This window comes from Methyloversatilis sp. XJ19-13, from assembly GCF_024580155.1.
Lineage (GTDB): Bacteria > Pseudomonadota > Gammaproteobacteria > Burkholderiales > Rhodocyclaceae > Methyloversatilis.
The window spans coordinates 235,300-253,954 of the sequence record NZ_JANINH010000003.1 but is presented as its reverse complement, the minus strand read 5'-3'; the positions used below and the strand labels follow the sequence as shown (position 1 = coordinate 253,954).

15 protein-coding genes are annotated in these 18,655 nt (G+C 64.5%); 5 read left to right on the top strand and 10 right to left on the bottom strand.

From position 1 onward, the window contains the following. The first annotated feature begins 203 nt into the window (after positions 1-203). Positions 204-1,367 (top strand): YhcG family protein, encoded by a 1,164-nt coding sequence (locus NMQ14_RS05805; RefSeq protein ID WP_257094298.1) that lies wholly within the window; start codon positions 204-206, stop codon positions 1,365-1,367. Positions 1,368-1,603: 236 nt separating this feature from the next. Beyond that, positions 1,604-5,434 carry an anti-phage defense-associated sirtuin Dsr1 gene (gene dsr1, locus NMQ14_RS05800; protein ID WP_257094296.1) on the top strand — a complete coding sequence of 1,277 codons (3,831 nt, stop codon included), beginning with the start codon at positions 1,604-1,606 and terminating at the stop codon, positions 5,432-5,434. A gap of 171 nt (positions 5,435-5,605) precedes the next feature. On the opposite strand, the gene NMQ14_RS05795 is transcribed toward dsr1, so the two are convergent. From NMQ14_RS05795 to NMQ14_RS05760, 8 genes are read right to left on the bottom strand one after another with little or no spacing between them, the layout of a single operon-like run. After that, a complete protein-coding gene (locus tag NMQ14_RS05795; protein ID WP_257094293.1) occupies positions 5,606-6,970 on the bottom strand; it encodes an FMN-binding glutamate synthase family protein in 1,365 nt (454 codons plus the stop codon). Between the two features lie 47 nt (positions 6,971-7,017). Then, positions 7,018-7,707 (bottom strand): protein glxC, encoded by a 690-nt coding sequence (locus NMQ14_RS05790; protein WP_257094291.1) that lies wholly within the window; start codon positions 7,705-7,707, stop codon positions 7,018-7,020. Then, on the bottom strand, positions 7,695-8,603 hold the full coding sequence (locus tag NMQ14_RS05785) for a class II glutamine amidotransferase (RefSeq protein WP_257081826.1): 909 nt from the start codon (positions 8,601-8,603) through the stop codon (positions 7,695-7,697). Before NMQ14_RS05785 ends, NMQ14_RS05790 begins: the two co-directional genes overlap by 13 nt. Before the next feature lie 19 nt (positions 8,604-8,622). Further along, positions 8,623-9,963, bottom strand: a complete 1,341-nt coding sequence (gene glnT / locus NMQ14_RS05780) for a type III glutamate--ammonia ligase (RefSeq protein ID WP_257094289.1) — start codon at positions 9,961-9,963, stop codon at positions 8,623-8,625. Positions 9,964-10,000: 37 nt separating this feature from the next. Then, positions 10,001-10,639, bottom strand: coding sequence for a methylglutamate dehydrogenase (locus tag NMQ14_RS05775; protein ID WP_257094287.1), 639 nt, complete (start codon positions 10,637-10,639; stop codon positions 10,001-10,003). Then, positions 10,636-13,518, bottom strand: a complete 2,883-nt coding sequence (locus tag NMQ14_RS05770) for a glycine cleavage T C-terminal barrel domain-containing protein (RefSeq protein WP_257094522.1) — start codon at positions 13,516-13,518, stop codon at positions 10,636-10,638. The genes NMQ14_RS05775 and NMQ14_RS05770 overlap by 4 nt, the downstream gene beginning before the upstream one ends. Positions 13,519-13,532: 14 nt before the next feature. Further along, positions 13,533-13,790: a sarcosine oxidase subunit delta gene (locus tag NMQ14_RS05765; protein ID WP_069038616.1), complete on the bottom strand. Its 258-nt coding sequence runs from the start codon at positions 13,788-13,790 to the stop codon at positions 13,533-13,535. A gap of 54 nt (positions 13,791-13,844) precedes the next feature. Next, complete coding sequence (locus NMQ14_RS05760) at positions 13,845-15,086, bottom strand: FAD-dependent oxidoreductase (RefSeq protein ID WP_306441089.1); 1,242 nt, start codon at positions 15,084-15,086, stop codon at positions 13,845-13,847. 196 nt (positions 15,087-15,282) lie between these two features. On the opposite strand from NMQ14_RS05760, the gene NMQ14_RS05755 reads away from it, so the two are divergent. The 3 genes from NMQ14_RS05755 to msrA all read left to right on the top strand — a co-directional run bounded on the left by NMQ14_RS05755 (position 15,283) and on the right by msrA (position 16,951). Then, positions 15,283-15,888 (top strand): XRE family transcriptional regulator, encoded by a 606-nt coding sequence (locus NMQ14_RS05755; protein WP_069038618.1) that lies wholly within the window; start codon positions 15,283-15,285, stop codon positions 15,886-15,888. Between the two features lie 113 nt (positions 15,889-16,001). Beyond that, positions 16,002-16,451, top strand: a complete 450-nt coding sequence (msrB, locus tag NMQ14_RS05750; protein WP_257094283.1) for a peptide-methionine (R)-S-oxide reductase MsrB — start codon at positions 16,002-16,004, stop codon at positions 16,449-16,451. Next, positions 16,448-16,951 (top strand): peptide-methionine (S)-S-oxide reductase MsrA, encoded by a 504-nt coding sequence (gene msrA, locus NMQ14_RS05745; protein ID WP_257094281.1) that lies wholly within the window; start codon positions 16,448-16,450, stop codon positions 16,949-16,951. Before msrB ends, msrA begins: the two co-directional genes overlap by 4 nt. A gap of 16 nt (positions 16,952-16,967) precedes the next feature. Here msrA and NMQ14_RS05740 read toward each other — a convergent pair whose 3' ends face one another. Then, on the bottom strand, positions 16,968-17,336 hold the full coding sequence (locus tag NMQ14_RS05740) for a hypothetical protein (protein ID WP_257094278.1): 369 nt from the start codon (positions 17,334-17,336) through the stop codon (positions 16,968-16,970). A gap of 11 nt (positions 17,337-17,347) precedes the next feature. Continuing rightward, a complete protein-coding gene (locus NMQ14_RS05735) occupies positions 17,348-18,535 on the bottom strand; it encodes a class I SAM-dependent RNA methyltransferase (RefSeq protein WP_257094276.1) in 1,188 nt (395 codons plus the stop codon). Positions 18,536-18,655: the final 120 nt, after the last annotated feature.

The window sequence follows — 18,655 nt, the reverse complement described above, 5'->3', positions numbered from 1 at the left end:
CATCTCCCATGCGGCGGAGAACGTTCTGTCGCACATCGGCCGCGCCAGGACAACACTGAGAACCGGCTTGAAGCGGCCGCGCAGGCACTGCAGAACCCGTCGTTCCGGTTAATGATGTCGGGCTAGAATGTCGCGATGCGCTGTCACGAAGCCGAACAGAAAAGTCTGCCCGAGATCGACGCCCTGGCCGCGAAGGCACAGGCATGACGCGTCCAACCCCTCCCACTTCATCCGCGAAGCTCGACTACGCGGCTGTACACGCCGACATCGTCGCGCTGCTGGAGGCCGCCCGCCGTGCCGCGGCGCGCAGCGTCAATGCACTGATGACGGCCACGTACTGGGAAATCGGCCGGCGCATCGTCGAGTTCGAGCAGGGCGGGCAGAAACGGGCGACACGGGGTCAGCAGTTGTTGCAACGCCTGTCTTCCGATCTCGGACAGCGCTTTGGCCGAGGCTATAGCGTGGATAACCTGGAGCAGATGCGTCTGTTTTATCTGGCCTATCCGCCCCAGCGAATTTCCGAGACGCTGTCTCGGAACACGCCCGAACGACACCCCACCGGAAAATCCGCGACGGTGTCTCGGAATATGACTCTGGAACAACTGGCTCAGGCACTGCCGCTGTCATGGTCGCACTATGTGCATCTGGTGCGCCGCACTCGCTCGACAGAAGAGCGCGCGTTCTACGAAGCCGAAGCACTGCGCGGCGGATGGAGCGTGCGCCAGCTCGATCGCCAGATCGGCAGCCAGTTCTACACGCGGGCGCTGCTGTCGAAGAACAAGCGGGACATGCTGGAAAATGGCGGCCAGCCCCAACCCGGCGACCTCGTCACGGCAGACGACGCCATCAAGGACCCCTACGTTCTCGAATTCCTCGACCTCAAGGACGAGTACTCCGAGTCGGAACTGGAAGACGCGCTGATACACCGCCTTGAAGATTTCCTGCTCGAACTGGGTAGCGACTTCACTTTTGTCGGCCGCCAGCGACGGCTGCGCATCGACGAAAGCTGGTTTCGCGTTGACCTGCTGTTCTTTCATCGTCGCCTGCGCTGTCTGGTCATCATCGACCTGAAACTGACCGCGCTCACCCATGCCGACGTGGGCCAGATGCATATGTATTGCAACTACGCCCGCGAGCACTGGACGCTCCCCGACGAAAACCCGCCGGTCGGCCTGATTCTTTGCGCACGGGCCGGGTCCGCCCTAGCCCGCTACGCACTGGACGGTCTGCCGAACAAGATCATGGCGGCCGAATACCAGACCGTGCTGCCAGACGTCGAACTGCTGCAGGCCGAACTGGAGAAGACGAGGCACGAACTGGAGGCACGGCGGATCGCGCGGCGGGGTAACGCAGAGGACGGCGAATGAAGGCAGTACTGGCTCACTGTCTTCGCCCTCTCGTCGAAACGGACTTTGACTCCCGTTCGCGTGAGGTCGGCACTCGTTCAATTGGTAAGGGGCGTTTCATCAAGCGCGACTTCAACCTTGCTGAAGTGACTTGGCAAATACCTGTTGGGCTGAAGGTCGGATACACCGCCATCCGCCGAGCATCCGCCGCCCTACCCTCCGCGCCGTTGGAACTGTCATTTTCGAGAGGGCATTGAGTGCAGTTCATCCCCAACGGCCCCGATATTCCTGACGCGCTCTTGCAGGCGCATGAGGAAGGCCGCGTCGTGTTTTTCTGCGGCGCGGGAATTTCCTATCCCGCTGGTTTGAAAAATTTCGGGTGGCTGGTAGAGCAAATCTACGCGCTGAATGGCACCGAGAGCTCGGACATCGAACAGGAGGCCTTCGATCTTGGACAGTTCGACGCAACGCTAGACCTGCTGGAGCGGCGTCTACCCGGACAACGCCTTGCTGTTCGCCGTGCCCTAGCGCAGGCACTTCAACCAAAACTGCGCCGCAAGGGCGCCACTGATACACAGGCAGCGCTGCTGCGGCTGGCGCGCAGCCGTGAGGGCGCGCTGCGGCTGGTCACCACCAACTTCGACCGCATATTTCATGCGGCGGCCAAACGCACGAGCCAAGCGTTCCAGACCTATGCCGCGCCGATGTTGCCGATCCCAAAGAACAGCCGCTGGAACGGGCTGGTCTTCCTGCATGGTCTGCTACCCGAAAAAGCAGACGACACGGCCCTGAACCGTCTGGTGGTCACCAGCGGCGATTTCGGCCTGGCCTATCTCACCGAGCGCTGGGCCGCCCGCTTCGTAAGCGAGTTGTTCCGCAACTACGCGGTCTGCTTCGTGGGCTACAGCATCAAGGATCCGGTGCTGCGCTACATGATGGATGCGCTGGCCGCCGACCGGAGGATGGGCGAAGTCACACCAAAAGCCTGGGCGTTGGGCGATTGTGAGCCCGGGCAGGAGCACCGCAAAACCATCGAGTGGGAAGCCAAGGGCGTCGCCCCCATCCTTTACCACGTGCCCGCCGGCATCCATGACCATTCGGCGCTGCATAGGACCTTGCACGCTTGGGCCGACACCTACCGCGACGGCGTACAAGGCAAAGAAGCCATCGTCGTCAAACACGCCCTTGCCCGTCCGCAGGACAGCACGCGACAAGACGATTTCGTGGGCCGGATGTTGTGGGCCTTGTCCGACAAGTCGGGATTGCCAGCCAAACGCTTTGCTGATTTCAACCCCGTGCCGTCGCTGGACTGGTTGCTGGAGGCTTTCGCAGACGAGCGCTTTGGGCACGGCGATCTGACCCGCTTTTGCGTGCCTCCTCACGAAGAAGTGGACGCCAAGCAGCGCTTCAGCCTGATTCGCCGACCGGCGTCCTATGATCGAGCACCACCGATGCTGCTGGTTTCCGGCGGCATCACCAGCAGTCAGTGGGACGACGTGATGCCTCATCTGGCCCGCTGGCTGGTGCGCCACCTGGATGACCCGAGGCTCATCCTATGGATTGCGCAACATGGGGGCCGGTTGCACGAACGTTGGCTGTTGCTGATCGAGCACGAACTGGATCGCTTCGCCTCACTGGAGCGAAACGGCAAGACCGCCGAACTGGTTGAAATCAAGTCGCAGGCGCCGAATGCGATTCCTGGCCCCCTGATGCGCACGTTGTGGCGTCTGCTGCTCAGTGGCCGGGTGAAGTCACCGTGGCGAGAGACTGGCCTTTATCGCTGGAAGAACAAGCTCAAACGAGAGGGGCTGACCATCACGCTGCGCCTGGAGTTGCGCGAGTTGCTCGCGCCACAGGTAGCTTTGAAGAAGCCATTTCGCTCGGGCGATGAACGAGAAGGCGTAGGTGAACCCACGCGCTTGCGGCAACTGGTGGATTGGGAGCTGGTACTGGCCGCCGATCGTGTGCATTCGGCCCTCAGCGATCTTGCCGACGAAAATTGGATATCGGCCTTGCCGCATCTGCTGGAGGATTTTCAGCAACTGCTGCGTGACGCGCTGGACTTGTTGCGAGAGTTGGGTGAGGCCGACGACCGCGGTGACCGCTCCCACAGGAGTCTTCCGTCCATTACTCCGCATTGGCAGAATCGGGGGTTCCGCGACTGGGTAAGCCTGATCGAATTGCTGCGCAATGCGTGGCAGGCGCTTCGCGCCAATGACAGGGCGCGCGCCACGCGGATTGCCCAAACCTGGTTCGAGTTGCCGTATTCCACCTTCAAGCGCCTGGCCCTGTTTGCCGCCAGCCAGGATGACTGCATCACGCCCCAGCAGTGGACAGACTGGTTGCTCTCCGATAGCGCATGGTGGCTCTGGTCGAAGGACACTGGACGGGAGGTGTTCAGACTTTTCGTTCTGCAGGGACGACACTTGCCACGGGGCGCTCAGGAACGTCTGGAGGCGGCAATACTGGCTGGTCCGCCGCGCCAGATGCATCTGTATGATTTCGAGAATGAGCAGTGGCGAGCATGGGAAACTCGCTCCGTCTGGCTGCGTCTGGCCAAAGTGAACGCCTCTGGCCTCGCTCTGGGGGCGCCCGCGGCGGCACGACTTTCGGATATCGCAAGTCACTTCCCGGAATGGCAGTTGGCGGCCAACGAGCGGGACGAGTTCTCTCACTGGATGAGCGGAACCGGCGATCCGGACTATGAAGATAGCAGCGACGTCGACATTGCACCTCGAAAGCGTCGTGAGCTCATTCGATGGCTCACAAAACCGCAGTCTGGAACATGGCCATTCTACGAGGACGCATGGCGTGACGCATGCGAAACGCATCCACTAAATTGCTTGTTTGCCCTCGCGGATTTAGCTGCGCAGGGAAACTGGCTTAGCACTCGCTGGAGCGATGCCCTATACGCGTGGGGCAATCGGAAACAGGTTCAGCGGCTTTGGCGCTGCGCTGCGCCTCTGTTTCATAACATGCCCGACATCGTACTTCAGGAAATTGCCCACGGTGCAACGTCGTGGATTGAGCGTGTTTCAAAGTCTACCTATCGCCACGAGGACATTCTCCTGGACTTGTGCCGCCGTGTACTTGCGCTGCCGCTTGAGGCAGGCTCAGGTTCCCGCATCATCCGGGGCGGTGAGGAAACTTATGACGTCGTTGGCTCTGCCATTAACCACCCCATCGGGCGAGTCACGCAGGCACTGATCTATCTGTGGCTGAAACGGCGTCCGAACGATAACGATCTGCTGCCAGCAGACATTGAACCGTTCTTCACCACACTGTGCGACGCACATGTGGACCGGTTCCGCCACGGGCGAGTGCTGCTCGCGTCACAACTGATCACGCTCTTCCGCGTAGATCGCGCTTGGGCCGAGCACTACCTCTTGCCGCTGTTCAGTTGGAGCAACCCGGTTGAAGCAAAAGCAGTGTGGGAAGGCTTCCTTCGGTCTCCACGCTGGTATCCGCCCTTGCTGATCGCATTAAAGTCGCAGTTGCTGGAAAGCGCGAACCACTATGCAGACCTGGGCGAACACCGCCAACAGTTCGCAGCTTTTCTGACCTATACGGCACTCGGACCGATCGAAGGCTACACCATAGAGGACTTCCGATCCGCAATCAGAACGTTGCCTAAAGAAGGACTGGAGGAATCTGCACAAGCACTGGCTCAGGCACTTGAAGGCGCCGGCAATCAGCGCGAGGACTATTGGAAGAATCATGTTCAAAGCGTCTGGCAACACGCATGGCCCAAGTTCAGTAGCCTTGCCACGCCGCGAATCGCAGCGTCGCTGGCCAGGTTGGCGATCGCTGCCCGATCTGCGTTCCCTGCCGCTCTGGCTGCAGTGGGGGACTGGCTGCAACCTGTTGAAGACCCGGACTACCTCTTACACCTGTTACACGAAGCAAAGCTGTGTCCAGAGTTCCCGCAGGATGCGCTGCGATTGCTGTATGCCGTCATTACTGACAAACACTGGTTACCTCCGGAGTTTGCCCTATGCCTGGACGAAATCGTGCGTGCGGCTCCAGAGCTTGAACAAGACATGCGCTATCAGCGGTTGCGCGAATACGCACGGCGACGCGGTATCTGAGAGGCAGAAAACTGGGCGAACGCGAGCGCCGGGTGGATGCGGTTCAAGGCCTCAAGGAACGCCGGTTGAATAAAACGACGCGGCCCCCGCTTCGCTAAGGAGGCACGCTGCGGGGGTGGCCAAGGTGCGGTCAGGCCGCCGCGCCCGGAACGGACGCGGCGGTTTGCCGGTTCAGAAGCCGTTGTGACCCGGGATCCAGCTGGTCCCCGCCAGCGGGATGCGCGCCATGGCGGCGGCTTCCAGCGTCAGCGCGACCAGATCCTCGCGTTCCAGGTGATGCACGTTCTGCTTGCCGCAGGCACGCGCAATCGTGGTCAGCTCCATGTTCATCGTCTGCAGGTAGTTCTTGACGCGGCGCGCGCCGACGTCCGGCTGCAGCCGCTGCTCCAGGATGGCGTCCTGCGTGGTCACGCCGACCGGGCACCTGCCGGTATGGCAGTGGTGGCAGAAGCCCGGTGCCGTGCCCAGCGCGTCGTAGCCTTCGATGGCCGACACGTGTTCGCCGTTCTGGATATAGCTCTCGGAATTGCAGCCGAGCGCGAACAGGATGCCCTGGCCGATGGCCACGGCGTCGGCACCCATGGCCAGCGCCTTGGCGACGTCGGGGCCGCTGCGGATGCCGCCGGACACGATGAGCTGCACCTTGCCCTTCATGTTCAGATCTTCCAGCGCATCGACCGCCTGGCGCACCGCGGCCAGCGTCGGAATGCCGACGTGCTCGATGTAGCAGGTCTGCGTCGCGGCGGTGCCGCCCTGCATGCCGTCCACCACCACGACATCGGCGCCTGAATGCACGGCCAGCTTGACGTCGTTGAAGGTGCGGGTCGCGCCGACCTTCACGTAGATCGGTTTTTCCCAGTCGGTCAGTTCGCGCAGTTCCTGAATCTTGATCGCCAGATCGTCCGGGCCGGTCCAGTCGGGATGGCGACAGGCCGAGCGCTGGTCGACGCCCTGCGGCAGCGTGCGCATCTTCGCCACGCGCGGATTGACCTTCTGGCCGAGCAGCATGCCGCCGCCGCCCGGCTTGGCGCCCTGGCCGATCACCACTTCGATCGCGTCGGCGCGGCGCACGTCGTCCGGATTGAAGCCGTAGCGCGACGGCAGGCACTGATACACCAGCGTCTTGGACGAGCCGCGCTCTTCCTGCGTCATGCCGCCGTCACCGGTGGTGGTCGAGGTACCCATTTCGGTCGCGGCGCGGCCGAGCGACTCCTTCACGTTGGCCGACAGCGCGCCGAAGCTCATGCCGGCGATGGTGATCGGGATGTCGAGTTCGATCGGCTTCTTCGCGAAGCGCGTGCCGAGCACCGTCTTGGTGACGCACTTTTCGCGATAGCCTTCGAGCGGGTAGCGCGACAGCGAACCGGCCAGAAAGACCAGATCGTCGAAGTGCGGCAGCTTGCGCTTGGCGCCCAGACCGCGGATTTCGTACAGGCCGTGTGCGGCCGCATTCTGGATGTAGTCGATGACGCTGCGGTCGAAACTGGCCGACTGTTCGAGCGACGGGCGTTTGAACGTAACGGGCTTGGTGTCCATGCTGATTCCTTTGGTGCTGAGTCCTTCGGGTTTCCGGTACGTCCGGCTCAATATTCCTGGTCGGCGTCGGCGTTCCAGTGGTACAGGGAACGCGCCGAGGCGATGCGCTTGAAGGACTTCGGATCGTGATCGAGACCGGCTTTCGACAGCAGTTCGGCCAGCGCCGAGTAGTCGGCGTCGGTCATGTCCTCGAACTGCGCATCGGCGCCCAGCGATTTCGCCGTGCCGCGGATGTAGATGACGGCTTCGTACAGCGAATCGCCGAGCGCGTCGCCGGCATTGCCGCAGATGACCATGCGGCCGGCCTGCGCCATGAAGCCGGAAAAGCTGCCGACGCTGCCGCCGACGACGATGTCGCCGCCCTTGAGCGAAATGCCGCAGCGCAGGCCCGCGTCGCCGTCGATCACCAGCAGGCCGCCGTGTGCGGTGGCGCCGGCGCCATTCGACGCGAAGCCCTTCACATGCACGGTGCCGCTCATCATGTTCTCGGCGACACCGGTGCCGGCGCTGCCGTGGATCACCACGGTGGCGTGCTTGTTCATGCCGGCCGCGTAGTAGCCGGCATGGCCGTGCACCTCGACCGTGACCGGGTGATTCAGGCCGACCGCGATGTTGTGCGCGCCATCCGGGTTCAGCACCGACACGTGGCGACGGTCACCGTCGGCCAGGTCGCGGTGCAGGAAGCGGTTCATGTCGCTCAGCGACGAGGCCGCAAGATCGAAGCTCAGGCGTTCCATACGTACATCTCCTCGGGCGCGGGTTCGAACACGTGGGCGTGCTTGACGCCGGGCAGGTGGGCGAGCGAACGGAATTCCGACGCGATCGCCACGTAGTCGTCGGTTTCGGCGACCACCGCGGGCTTGCAGGCGAACGGGTCGCGGATCAGCGCAAGCTTGTCCGGTGTGCCCATCAGGAAGGTGTAGAAACCGTCCATCTCGTCGAAGCCGCGCTGCAGCGCCGCCTCCAGCTCGTCGCCTTCGCGCAGCCGCCATTCGAGAAAGCGGCAGGCCGCCTCGGTGTCGTTGTCGGTGTCGAAATGGATGCCGTGCGGTTGCAGCTTGCGGCGAATGTCATTCGGGTTCGACAGCGAACCGTTGTGCACCAGGCAGAAATCTTCGCCGGCCGTGAACGGGTGGGCGCGGTCCGGCGTCACCGCCGATTCGGTCGCCATCCGGGTGTGGCCGACCAGGTGCGAGCCCTTCATCGACTTGAAGTCGTAGCGCTCGGCCACTTCGGCCGGCGTGCCGACGTCCTTGTACAGGTCGATGGTGCGACCGGTGCTCAGGATGTGCAGCTTCGGATGGTGTTCGCGCAACCAGCGCTTGATCATGTCCGGCGCCACCGCGAACGACAGCACGGCGTGATTGTTCTTCACGTCGATGATCGCCTCGACGTCGAGGTGATCCTTCAGCGCGTGCGTCAGACCATGCCAGTTGAAATCCGCGCCTTCATCGGTCAGTCCCGAATACAGGCTCAGCTTGCGCGAGCCCTCGGCCAGCGGATCGGCGAACACCGCCAGACCGGCCGAATCCGGCCCGCGTTCGGTCATGCCGATCAGCATGGGCACCATCAACTCGCCCAGTCTTTCCTTCAGTGCCGGTGTCTTCACCAGCAAACCCACGATTCCACACATATCGGTTCTCCGGGGATGATCAGAAAAATTCGAGGTAGCTCTGCACTTCCCAATCGGAAACGTGGCGCATGTACTCGACCCACTCCATGTGCTTGAGACGCAGGAACTCGTCGACGACAGGGCCCAGTGCGGCCCGGATCACGTCGTCCTTTTCGAGCGCCAGCAGCGCTTCATGCAGGTTCTGCGGCAGTACGCCGATGCCGGCCGCATCGAGCTGGGCCTGGCTGTAGTCGTACAGGTTGTCGTTGTTCGGCGCGCCCGGATCGAGCGCGTTGATCACGCCGTCCATGCCGGCGGCGATCACGGCGGCGGTGGCCAGATAGGCGTTGCAGGAGGCGTCGGGCAGACGCAGTTCAAGTCGGCCGCCGGGGCTGCGGATCATGCCGCTGCGGTTGTTGCCGCCGTAGCAGATGTAGGCCGGTGCCCAGGTGGCGCCGGTCAGCGAGCGGCCGACCACCAGGCGCTTGTACGAATTGACCGTCGGGCAGCACAGCGCGGCCAGCGCCGGTGCGTGCTTGAGCAGGCCGGCCGCCCAGTGGTAGGCCAGCTTCGACAGCGCCAGACCGTGCTTGTCGGACTTGTCCTCGAACAGGTTCTTCTTGCCGCCGGGCGCCGTTTCGCCGATCGACATGTGCATGTGCAGGCCGTTGCCCGGACGGTTCGAGAACGGCTTGGGCATGAAGGAACAGATCAGGCCCAGGTCGGCGGCGATTTCGGCGGCACCCATCTTGAAGAAGGTGTAGTGGTCGCACGAGGTCAGCGCGTCGGTGAAGGTGTAGTTGATTTCGAACTGGCCGTTCGCGTCTTCGTGGTCGATCTGGTAGACGTCGATGCCGACCGCGCGCAGCGATTCGGACAGCCGTTCGAGAAAGACGCGGGCACGCGACAGACCCTTGTAGTCGTAACAGGGCTTGGCCAGCGTGTCGCCGGCGTCGGCCGGCAGGATCTTGCCCTCGACCTTGCGCAGCAGCGAGAACTCCGGCTCCATGCCGGTGTAGAACGTCCAGCCGCGCGACTTGAACTGTTCGAGCTGCTTCTTCAGCACCACGCGGGCGTCGAATTCGTGCGGCGTGCCGTGCGTATGGCCGTCGCAGGCGATGCGCGCATAGCCCGGCTGCCACGGCACCAGCGACAGCGTCGACGCATCGCCGACCGCCATGTAGTCGGCATCGACATTGGGCGTCATGCCCATGCCCCAGATGGCGAACCCGGCGAAGCCGGCGCCATCGGTCACCACGGTGTCGTAATGTTCGACCGGGACCGATTTGGTCTTGGCCGAACCGTGGATGTCGACGAACTGTGCCAGCAGATACCTGACCTTGTTGTCTTTCAGAAACTGCTTTGCTTCGCTCGGTGTCATGTCATTTCTCCCTGTCGCCCGCTGTTGTTCAGTCCCGTTAAGCCTCGACGCCTACCGCGCCACCGCCCAGATCGCCTGCCACCTCGACCAGCGTGAGCCACAGATAGCCTCCCCACGTGCCGTCGCACCACAGACGGACGAGCGGGCCATCGGCGCTGTCGAGCGTCAGCGCGGTCACCCCCACGCCGACCATGGACGTCATCACCAGCGCCGGTGCCGTCAGCGTGGAAAAATCGAAGGCGCAGGTCTGGCGCAGCAATTCGGGGATCTGCGTGCCGGTGAGTACCAGTGCGGCGTCGAAGCGCGGCACCGGATACACGCGCTCGCCCGGCGGCTGCGCCATCAGTGCGGCGGTACGCGTGCCGCCCGGCGCATCTTCGATCAGGTATTCGGTCAGCCCGAGGCGCGCCACCAGCGTGCCGTCGGCGAGTTGCAGGAAACTGTTCGGCTGCGCCGGCGTGTCGATGCCTTGCGCATTGAGCCAGGCGGTTGCGCCCGCCCCCTTGACGCCGGCCCGCTGCAGGAAGCTCCGGTCGCCGATGCCGGCGCTGGCCCGCCTGGCGGCTTCGTCGGCGCCGAAGCGCGCGACAACCTGCATCCGTTCGCGGGTGGTCCAGTCACGGGCGAGTGGCGCCTGCACGTCGAACAACGGGCTGATGCGCAGTACTGCGTTCATGTCGCCTCCTTCTGGCGGGCATCTGTCGGGTCGAAGAACGGTGTCGTACAGACTTCGGCCGGCACCATCGTTCCATCGGTGACGCGAATGGACAGCGCCGTGCCGGGTGCGGTCATTTCGGGCGGCACGAAGGCGAGCCCGATGTGGCGACCGACGTTCGGGCTCCACGAAATACTGGTCACGCGGCCGATGATGTCGCCGTCACCGATGATCAGATGGCATTCCTGCGGCACCTGACCGAGGTGGTTGGCCGGCAGCATGAAGCCGACCAGCCGGCGTTTCAGCGGCAGCTTCCTGATGATCTTCAGTGAGCGCTGGCCGGTGAAGAAGGGCTTGTCGAGCTTGACCGCCCAGTCCATGCCCACCTCGAACGGATGGGTCAGGCCGTCGGTGTCCTGGCTGACGATGAGGTGACCCTTTTCCAGCCGCAGCAGCCGCTGCGCCTCGACGCCGAAGGCACCGATGCCGGACGCCTCGCCCGCCTTCATCAGCAGATCCCACAGCACCGGACCGTACTCGGCCGGCGCATGGATTTCGTAGCCCCACTCGCCGACGAAGCCGACCCGCATCATGCGCACCGGCACGCCGGCCACCAGGCCGGATCGCACCGCGAGGTAGGGGAAGGCGGCCGATGACAGATCCATGTCGGTCAGCGTCGCCAGCACGGCGCGCGACGCCGGTCCGGCGAGATTCATCGCCGAATACGCGCCGGTCAGATTCACCAGCCCGCAGTCGAGCCGCCATTCGGTGTTCAGGCGCGACAGTTCGCGATACACCGTCGCGGAACCGGACGAGGTCGTCGTGAAGTAGAAGACGTCGTCCGCCACGCGCGCCACGACACCCTCGTCGGCCAGCACGCCGGAGTCGTCGCACATCACCGCATAGCGCGTGCTGCCGACCTTCATGTTGTCATAGCGGCCGGCATAGACGCGGTTCAGGAACTCGGCCGCCTGCGGACCGCGCACTTCCAGCTTGCCCAGCGTGCCGACGTCGATCAGACCGACCGCCGAACGCACCCGCGCCACTTCGGCGCGCACGCAGTCGGTGGCCGTGCGTCCTTCAACCGCGTAGTACGCCGGCCGCTCCCAGGCACCTGCCGGCATGAACACCGCACCGAGCCTGGCGTGGCGGCCGTGCAGCGGTGACTGGCGCTGCGGGCTGAAGCCGCGGCCAGCCAGATGCGACAGCGGCACCGGGTGGAAGAACGGCCGGGCGGTGGTTGTGCCGACCTGCTGCGGCGACTTGCCGGTCAGGCGCGCCAGGATGCGCAGCGCCGTCATGTTCGAATGCTTGCCCTGACTCGGGCCCATGCCGACGGTCGAGTAGCGCTTCATCAACTCGATGTTGTCGTAGCCCTCCTGCACCGCGTTCTCAAAGTCCTTCACCTGCAGGTCTTCGTCGAAATCGACGAAGTTCTTGCCATCCGAGTGGGCAACGATGGGCCAGGCGTGCGACGGCGATTCGGTTTCCGGCTGGATCACCGCGTCGATCGCGCTCGGAAAACCGGTGTGCGCCGCGGCGGCGGCACCGGCACGCCGGCCGTCGGCAATGCGTGACTCGATGCGGTAGGCACCATTCACCCGGCCACAGGCGAACACGCCCTGCGGCAGCACATCCGGCACGAATTGCTGCAGGCCGTCGTCGAACCGCATCTTCGTTCCGGCCTGGTAAAGCAGGTTGGCGGCCGGCGACCAGCCGGTGCTCATCGCCAGCCCGTCGCAATCGATGCGCCGCTGCGAACCGGCGACCACCTTGCCCGCCGCATCGACGCGGCATACCGTGACGCCGGCCAGCGTGCCGCGGCCGTCGGCATGTGCCTCGTACACGGCGTGGCCGGTGAGCAGTTCGACCCCGCGACTGCGCAGTGCATCGAGCTGCGGCGACGCAGGCACATCGGCGCGCAGGTCGAGTACGGCGGCGATTTCACCGCCGGCCGCCAGCACGTCGAGCGCGACGCGATAGCCGTCGGCGTTCGCCGCCAGCACCACGCTGCGTTGTGCCGGCAGCACGGCATAGCGATAGATCAGGCGCTGCATGGCCGAACCGTTCATGACGCCCGGCAGGTCGTTGTTGCGGAACACGGCCGGTTGTTCGAACGCACCGCTGGCGACCACGACTGCCGCGGCGCGCATCTTCGTCATGCGTTCGGCGTCGATCAGCGGCACCCAGTTGTCGGCGTACCAGGCGCCGGCACAGGTGCCTTCGAGCAGACGGATGCGGCTGTGCGCCTGCACGCGCTGCAGCAGTTCCCGTGTGTGCTCGCGGCGCGCAATGTCGCCACCGAGCTGGAACAGCCCGCTGCCGCCGGCGTGTGCGTTCTCGTCGACGATGACCACCTTCGCGCCGGCGTCGGCCGCTGCCAGTGCGGCGGACAGGCCGGACGGACCGGCGCCGATCACCAGCACGTCGCAGAAGTCATAGCGCTTGGGCGTGCGCACGTGCGGCGTGTCGAAATCGAGCACGCCCAGGCCGGTGATGCGGCGGAACATGCGTTCCCACGCGGGGAACAGCCGCTTGGAATGGAAGGCCTTGTAGTAGAAGCCGACCGGCAGGAAGCGCGCGAACAGGCCGAGCACGCGGGCGCGGTCGTTGGCGACGCCGCCGAAGGTATTGACGGCGGTCAGATCCATGCCGTCGCGCAGCGCGACGACATCGCCGCGGGTGTTCAGGCGCGGGCCGTCCTGCAGCATGACGTTCACGTCATGGTTGGCGGCCGACAGGATGCCGCGCACCCGGTGGTACTTGAAGCTGCGGCCGAGTGCGCGCTGGCCGGCGGCCCACAGCGCGCTGGAAATGCTGTCGCCGGCAAGACCTTCGAAAGCGGATCCCTCGAAACGGAAGCGGACGACCGTACTGCGGTCAATCCACTCGTCGGGCATGGCGGGCAGGCGCTTCACCGGTCATCTCCATATAGATAGGTACGCAGCACAAAATCCTTCTCGGTATCGCGCTCGGCGATGAACCAGGTGTTCGACGGCGTGTGGCACCACCACTCCTTCTTCACGCCGGGTGCGCCGTTGCGGTTGAACACGTAGGCGGCCCACTCGTCGTCGCTGCAGGCGTCGGGATCGGGCATCGGACGGATTTCGCCCCAGTAGACGAATTCCGATACCGGCCGCGTGCCATTGACCGGACAGGTCATCAGTTTCATTTCATCGCTCCTGCAGTCCGGCGAAGGGGTACGGACAGAACGTCATTGATCCACTCAGTGACCCACACTTGCCGCTCCCTTCTCGCCGGTCAGCGCGTAGTTGCGGAAGCGGTCCAGCGAAAAGCCGGTGATCAGTTCGTGCGGCTTGTCGTTCGCCACCGTCCAGGCCATCGTCTTGCCGCACACCGGTGTCGCCTTGAAGCCCCAGGTACCCCAGCCGGAATCGAGATAGAAGCCCTCGACCGGCGTCATGCCCATGATGGGTGCGAAGTCGGGCGTCATGTCGGCCATGCCGGCCCACTGGCGCACCACCTTCACGTGCGACAGGAAGGGGAACATGTCGAGCAGGTGCGCCGACAGGCCTTCCGGGAAGTCGAGCGTCGAGCGGGTCGATTGCACTTCGTACGGATCGAGCGAGGCGCCCATCACCAGTTCGCCGCGCGAACTCTGGCTGACGTAGATGTGCAGGCTGCCCGACACCAGGATGGAATCGAGCCAGGGCTTCATCGGCTCGCTCACCATGGCCTGCAGCGGGTGGATGTAGATGGGCGTCTTGATGCCGACCATGTCGGTGATGCGCGGCGTGAAGCCGGCCACCGCACAGATCACCTTGTTCGTCGCGATGAAGCCGCGCGTGGTGTGTACGCCGACCACCTTGCCGCCCTTGACCTCGATGCCGGTGACTGCTGTCTGCTGGTGGATTTCAGCGCCGCGCATGTCGGCGCCGCGACCGTAGCCCCAGGCCACCGCGTCGTGGCGGGCCACCGCGCCGGGCGCGTGGTACAGCGCGCCCTGGATCGGCGCATGGCCGCCACAGGACAGGTCCATCTGCGGCGTGGCGCGCTTCACGTCTTCCGGCCCGACCACTTCGGACGCGATGCCGTAGTGCTTGTTCACCTCGGCGCGCCAGCGCATCGTGCGCATCGCCGAGTCCGTATGTGCCAGCGTGAAGTGGCCGCGGGTGGAGAAGAACAGGTTGAGGTCGAACTCGGTCGACAGGTCCTGCCACAGCTGCACGGACTTGTCGTAGAACTTGACGCCTTCGGGCGTCAGGTAGTTCGAACGGATGATGGTGGTGTTGCGGCCGGTGTTGCCGCCGCCGATGTAACCTTTTTCGAGCACCGCGACATTGGTGATGCCGTGGTCGCGCGCCAGGTAGTAGGCGCTGGCCAGCCCGTGGCCGCCGCCGCCGATGATCACCACGTCGTAAGAAGGTTTCAGCGTGTCGTGGGTCGTGAACATCCGCGGTTCCGGATGTGACTTGGACAGACCGAACCGCAATAGGCGCCAGGGCATGAAATTTTCCGAAGTTGGGTTTCCGCAGTTCCAGGCTGCGGGGCGACCGCCGGTGGGCGACTCGCTTCACGACAATGTTCGTGTGAAGCAACTTTAGTTCAAATCATGAACCTTTTGAAGCAGGAGTCAACAAAAATTCGCACGATGAAACCCGGCACGTAAAATCGCGCACAGCCAGAACAGGGAGGCCACAACAATGAGCACGCAAGACAGTGCGATGGAAGGCGAACTCGAGCGCTACCTCGGCACCACGATCCGCGAGTTGCGTCGGGCGCACGGACTGACGATCGCCGACATTTCGGACCGCGCCGACATCAGCCGCGGCATGTTGTCGCGCATCGAGAACGGCCAGACCGCCACCAGCCTGGACGCGCTGTCGCGCATTGCACGCGCGCTCGGCGTGTCGCTGTCGGCGCTGTTCAAGGACTACGAAACCGAGGGCGGCGGCGCGCAGCTCGTGAAAGCCGGCGAAAGCATGGAAGTGGCGCGGCGCGGCACGAAGAGCGGCCACACCTATCACTTGCTGTCCTACCACCAGGGCCCGACCAAGCTGTTCGAGCCCTTCCTGATCACCATCGAACAGACCTCGGCCACCTTCCCGGTGTTCGAGCATCCGGGCACCGAATTCATCTACATGCTGGAAGGCCGCATCGACTACCGCCACGGCAAGACCATCCACTCGCTGGAGCCGGGCGACGCGCTCACCTTCGACGGCAACGTGCCGCACGGCCCGGAAAAGCTGACCGAAGTGCCGATCCGCTTCCTGTCGATCATCATCTATCCGGAGCAGGCACACGAGTGACGGCGGTCGGCGAACTGCCTGCCGTGTACTCGACAGACGGAACTCGCGGGCTTTAAATCCCTCTGTTCGGCAGCACCTGCAGAGGCTGCACCCCATCCCGGCCGGAGAATCCCGTGAAAACCTACGCCAAGACCCCCGAAGCCCTCGCCCGCCTGACGCCCGAGCAGTACCGCGTCACGCAGCAGAACGGCACCGAATACCCCGGTACCGGCGAGTACCTGAAAAATCACGCGCCCGGCATCTATGTCGACATCGTGTCGGGTGAGCCGCTGTTCGCATCGACCGACAAGTTCGAGTCCGGCTGCGGCTGGCCCAGCTTCACCAAACCGATCGAGCCGGCGCACGTGACCGAACTGCGCGACGCCTCGCTCGGCATGGTGCGCACCGAAGTGCGCTCGGCGAACGGCGACAGCCACCTCGGCCACGTGTTCAACGACGGCCCGCGCGAGCGCGGCGGCCTGCGCTACTGCATCAATTCGGCGTCGCTGCGCTTCGTCCACTTGAAGGACATGGCGGCGGAAGGCTACGGCGACTGGATCGACCAGGTGGAGGGCGCGCGATGAGCAGCGAACGCGCGGTGCTGGCCGGCGGCTGCTTCTGGGGCATGCAGGACCTGATACGCAAGCTGCCCGGCGTGCTGAAGACGCGCGTCGGCTACACCGGTGGCGATGTGCCGAATGCGACCTACCGCAGTCACGGCACGCACGCCGAAGGCATCGAGATCGTGTTCGATCCGGCGCAGATCAGCTACCGGCAGCTGCTCGAATTCTTCTTCCAGATCCACGACCCGACGACGAAGAACCGTCAGGGCAACGACCGCGGCCTCGCCTACCGGTCGGCCATCTACTGGGTGTCGGATACGCAGCGCGACGAGGCGCTGCGCACCATCGCCGACGTGAATGCGTCAGGCCTGTGGCCGGGGACGGTGGTGACCGAAGTGGAACCGGTGGGCGACTTCTGGGAAGCCGAGCCGGAACATCAAGACTACCTGGAACGCATTCCGAACGGTTACACCTGCCACTTTCCGCGCGCCGGCTGGGTGCTGCCGCGCAGCGATCGATGAGCGTCGGCGATACGTTCTAGAAGCAGGCGCTTTCCGCCAACCCGAGCCGGCAGCTCCACTGGAACTGTTCGGTCCGGTGCTTGGCCGAGCGCTGGAACATGACCGTCGGTTCCGCCAGCACCGCATCGGGCAACGGGAAACTCATCGCGACGCCGCTCGCGTTGGTAAAGAAGCGCAGGAAGCAGGATGCGGTGTCATCGTCGCACACCGTGTCGATGACGCGGTCGTACCAGGCGCGGTCGCGTGCCGAGGCCTCGGGCACGACGATGAACTGCAGCAGGCCGAGCCTACCGGCGAGGTGCCAGTCTGCGGCCGGCGTTTCTTCGGCAACGGCCGGCAGCGTGATGATGGCCGCCAGCAGGCAGCACATCCTGTTCAGCCTCATCGCTGCCGCCTTCACGGTTCCGATGCTGCGTCGACACGCGGCGCGCGCAGGCTGCCTTCGACCATGCGGTATTCGTACAGCCGGCATTCCAGCGCACCGTTGTACAGCGGCGTGCGGCGGCTCGCCTTCAGCTTGATCAGCTTCGGAAAGTCGGTGTCGGCGGTGATGAACAGGCAGCGCCAGCCGCTGTAACGCTGCTTCAGCAGGTCGCCCAGTTTCGGATAGAAGGTGGCCAGCGCCTGCTTTTCGCCGATGCGCTCGCCATACGGCGGATTGGTCACCAGCACGCCGTGGTCGGCCGGCGGCTCGCGATCCATCAGGTCCGCCCCTTCGACCCGCACCACCCAGGGCAGTTTCGCCGCCTGCAGGTTCTCCTTGCAGCGCGCGACTTCGCGGCCGGCGATGTCGGAGCCGAAGATCGGCAGTTCGCGTGGTGGCTGGGCGCGCGCCGCGGCCGCGTCACGCACGGCGTGCCACTCTGCGGCACGATAGGTGGTGAGCTTTTCGAAGCCGAAGCCGCGGCCGAGGCCGGGCGCGATGTCGAGCGCCATCTGCGCCGCCTCGATCAGGAAGGTGCCGCTGCCGCACATCGGATCGAAAAAGGGTTCCACCTTGTCCCAGCCGGACAGCAGGATGATGCCGGCGGCGAGGTTTTCCTTCAGCGGTGCCTCGACGTGCGCCACCTTGAAGCCGCGCTTGTACAGCGGCTCGCCCGAGGTATCGAGATAGATCGTGGCATCGCGGTCGGTCAGGAACACATGCACGCGCACGTCCGGCGCCACGGTGTCGATGCTCGGCCGCGAGCGCGTCTGTTCGCGCATGCGGTCGCAGATCGCATCCTTCACGCGCAAGGTGACGAAATCGACCGATTTCAGCGGCGAGCGCACGGCCGTGGTGTAGACGCGCAGCGTGCAGCGCGGCGAGAACCAGTGCTCCCAGGCCAGGCCCAGCGCCAGCTTGAAGATATCGTCTTCCTTGCGGTACGGCCCGTGGCCGACGCGCCACAGCACGCGGGTGGCGATGCGGCTTTCCAGATTGACGCGATACACCAGCGCCCACGGCCCCGAGAAGGCGACGCCGCCGGGCACCGCCTTCACGGCGTCGGCACCGAGCGCGACCAGTTCGTCTGCCAGCACGGCTTCGAGGCCGCGCGGACAGGGCGAGAAGTAGTGCTGGTCGCCCTGCAGTTCGGCCGGCATGTCGCCTTCCGGGCGCGGCACGCGGCGAATGGAGCGAACGGCAGGTGCAGCGGTGGAGCGCTCGGCAGGTGCAGCCGGGCGCGGCGCAGATGTCTTTCGCGGGATTCTCTTCGGAGGGAA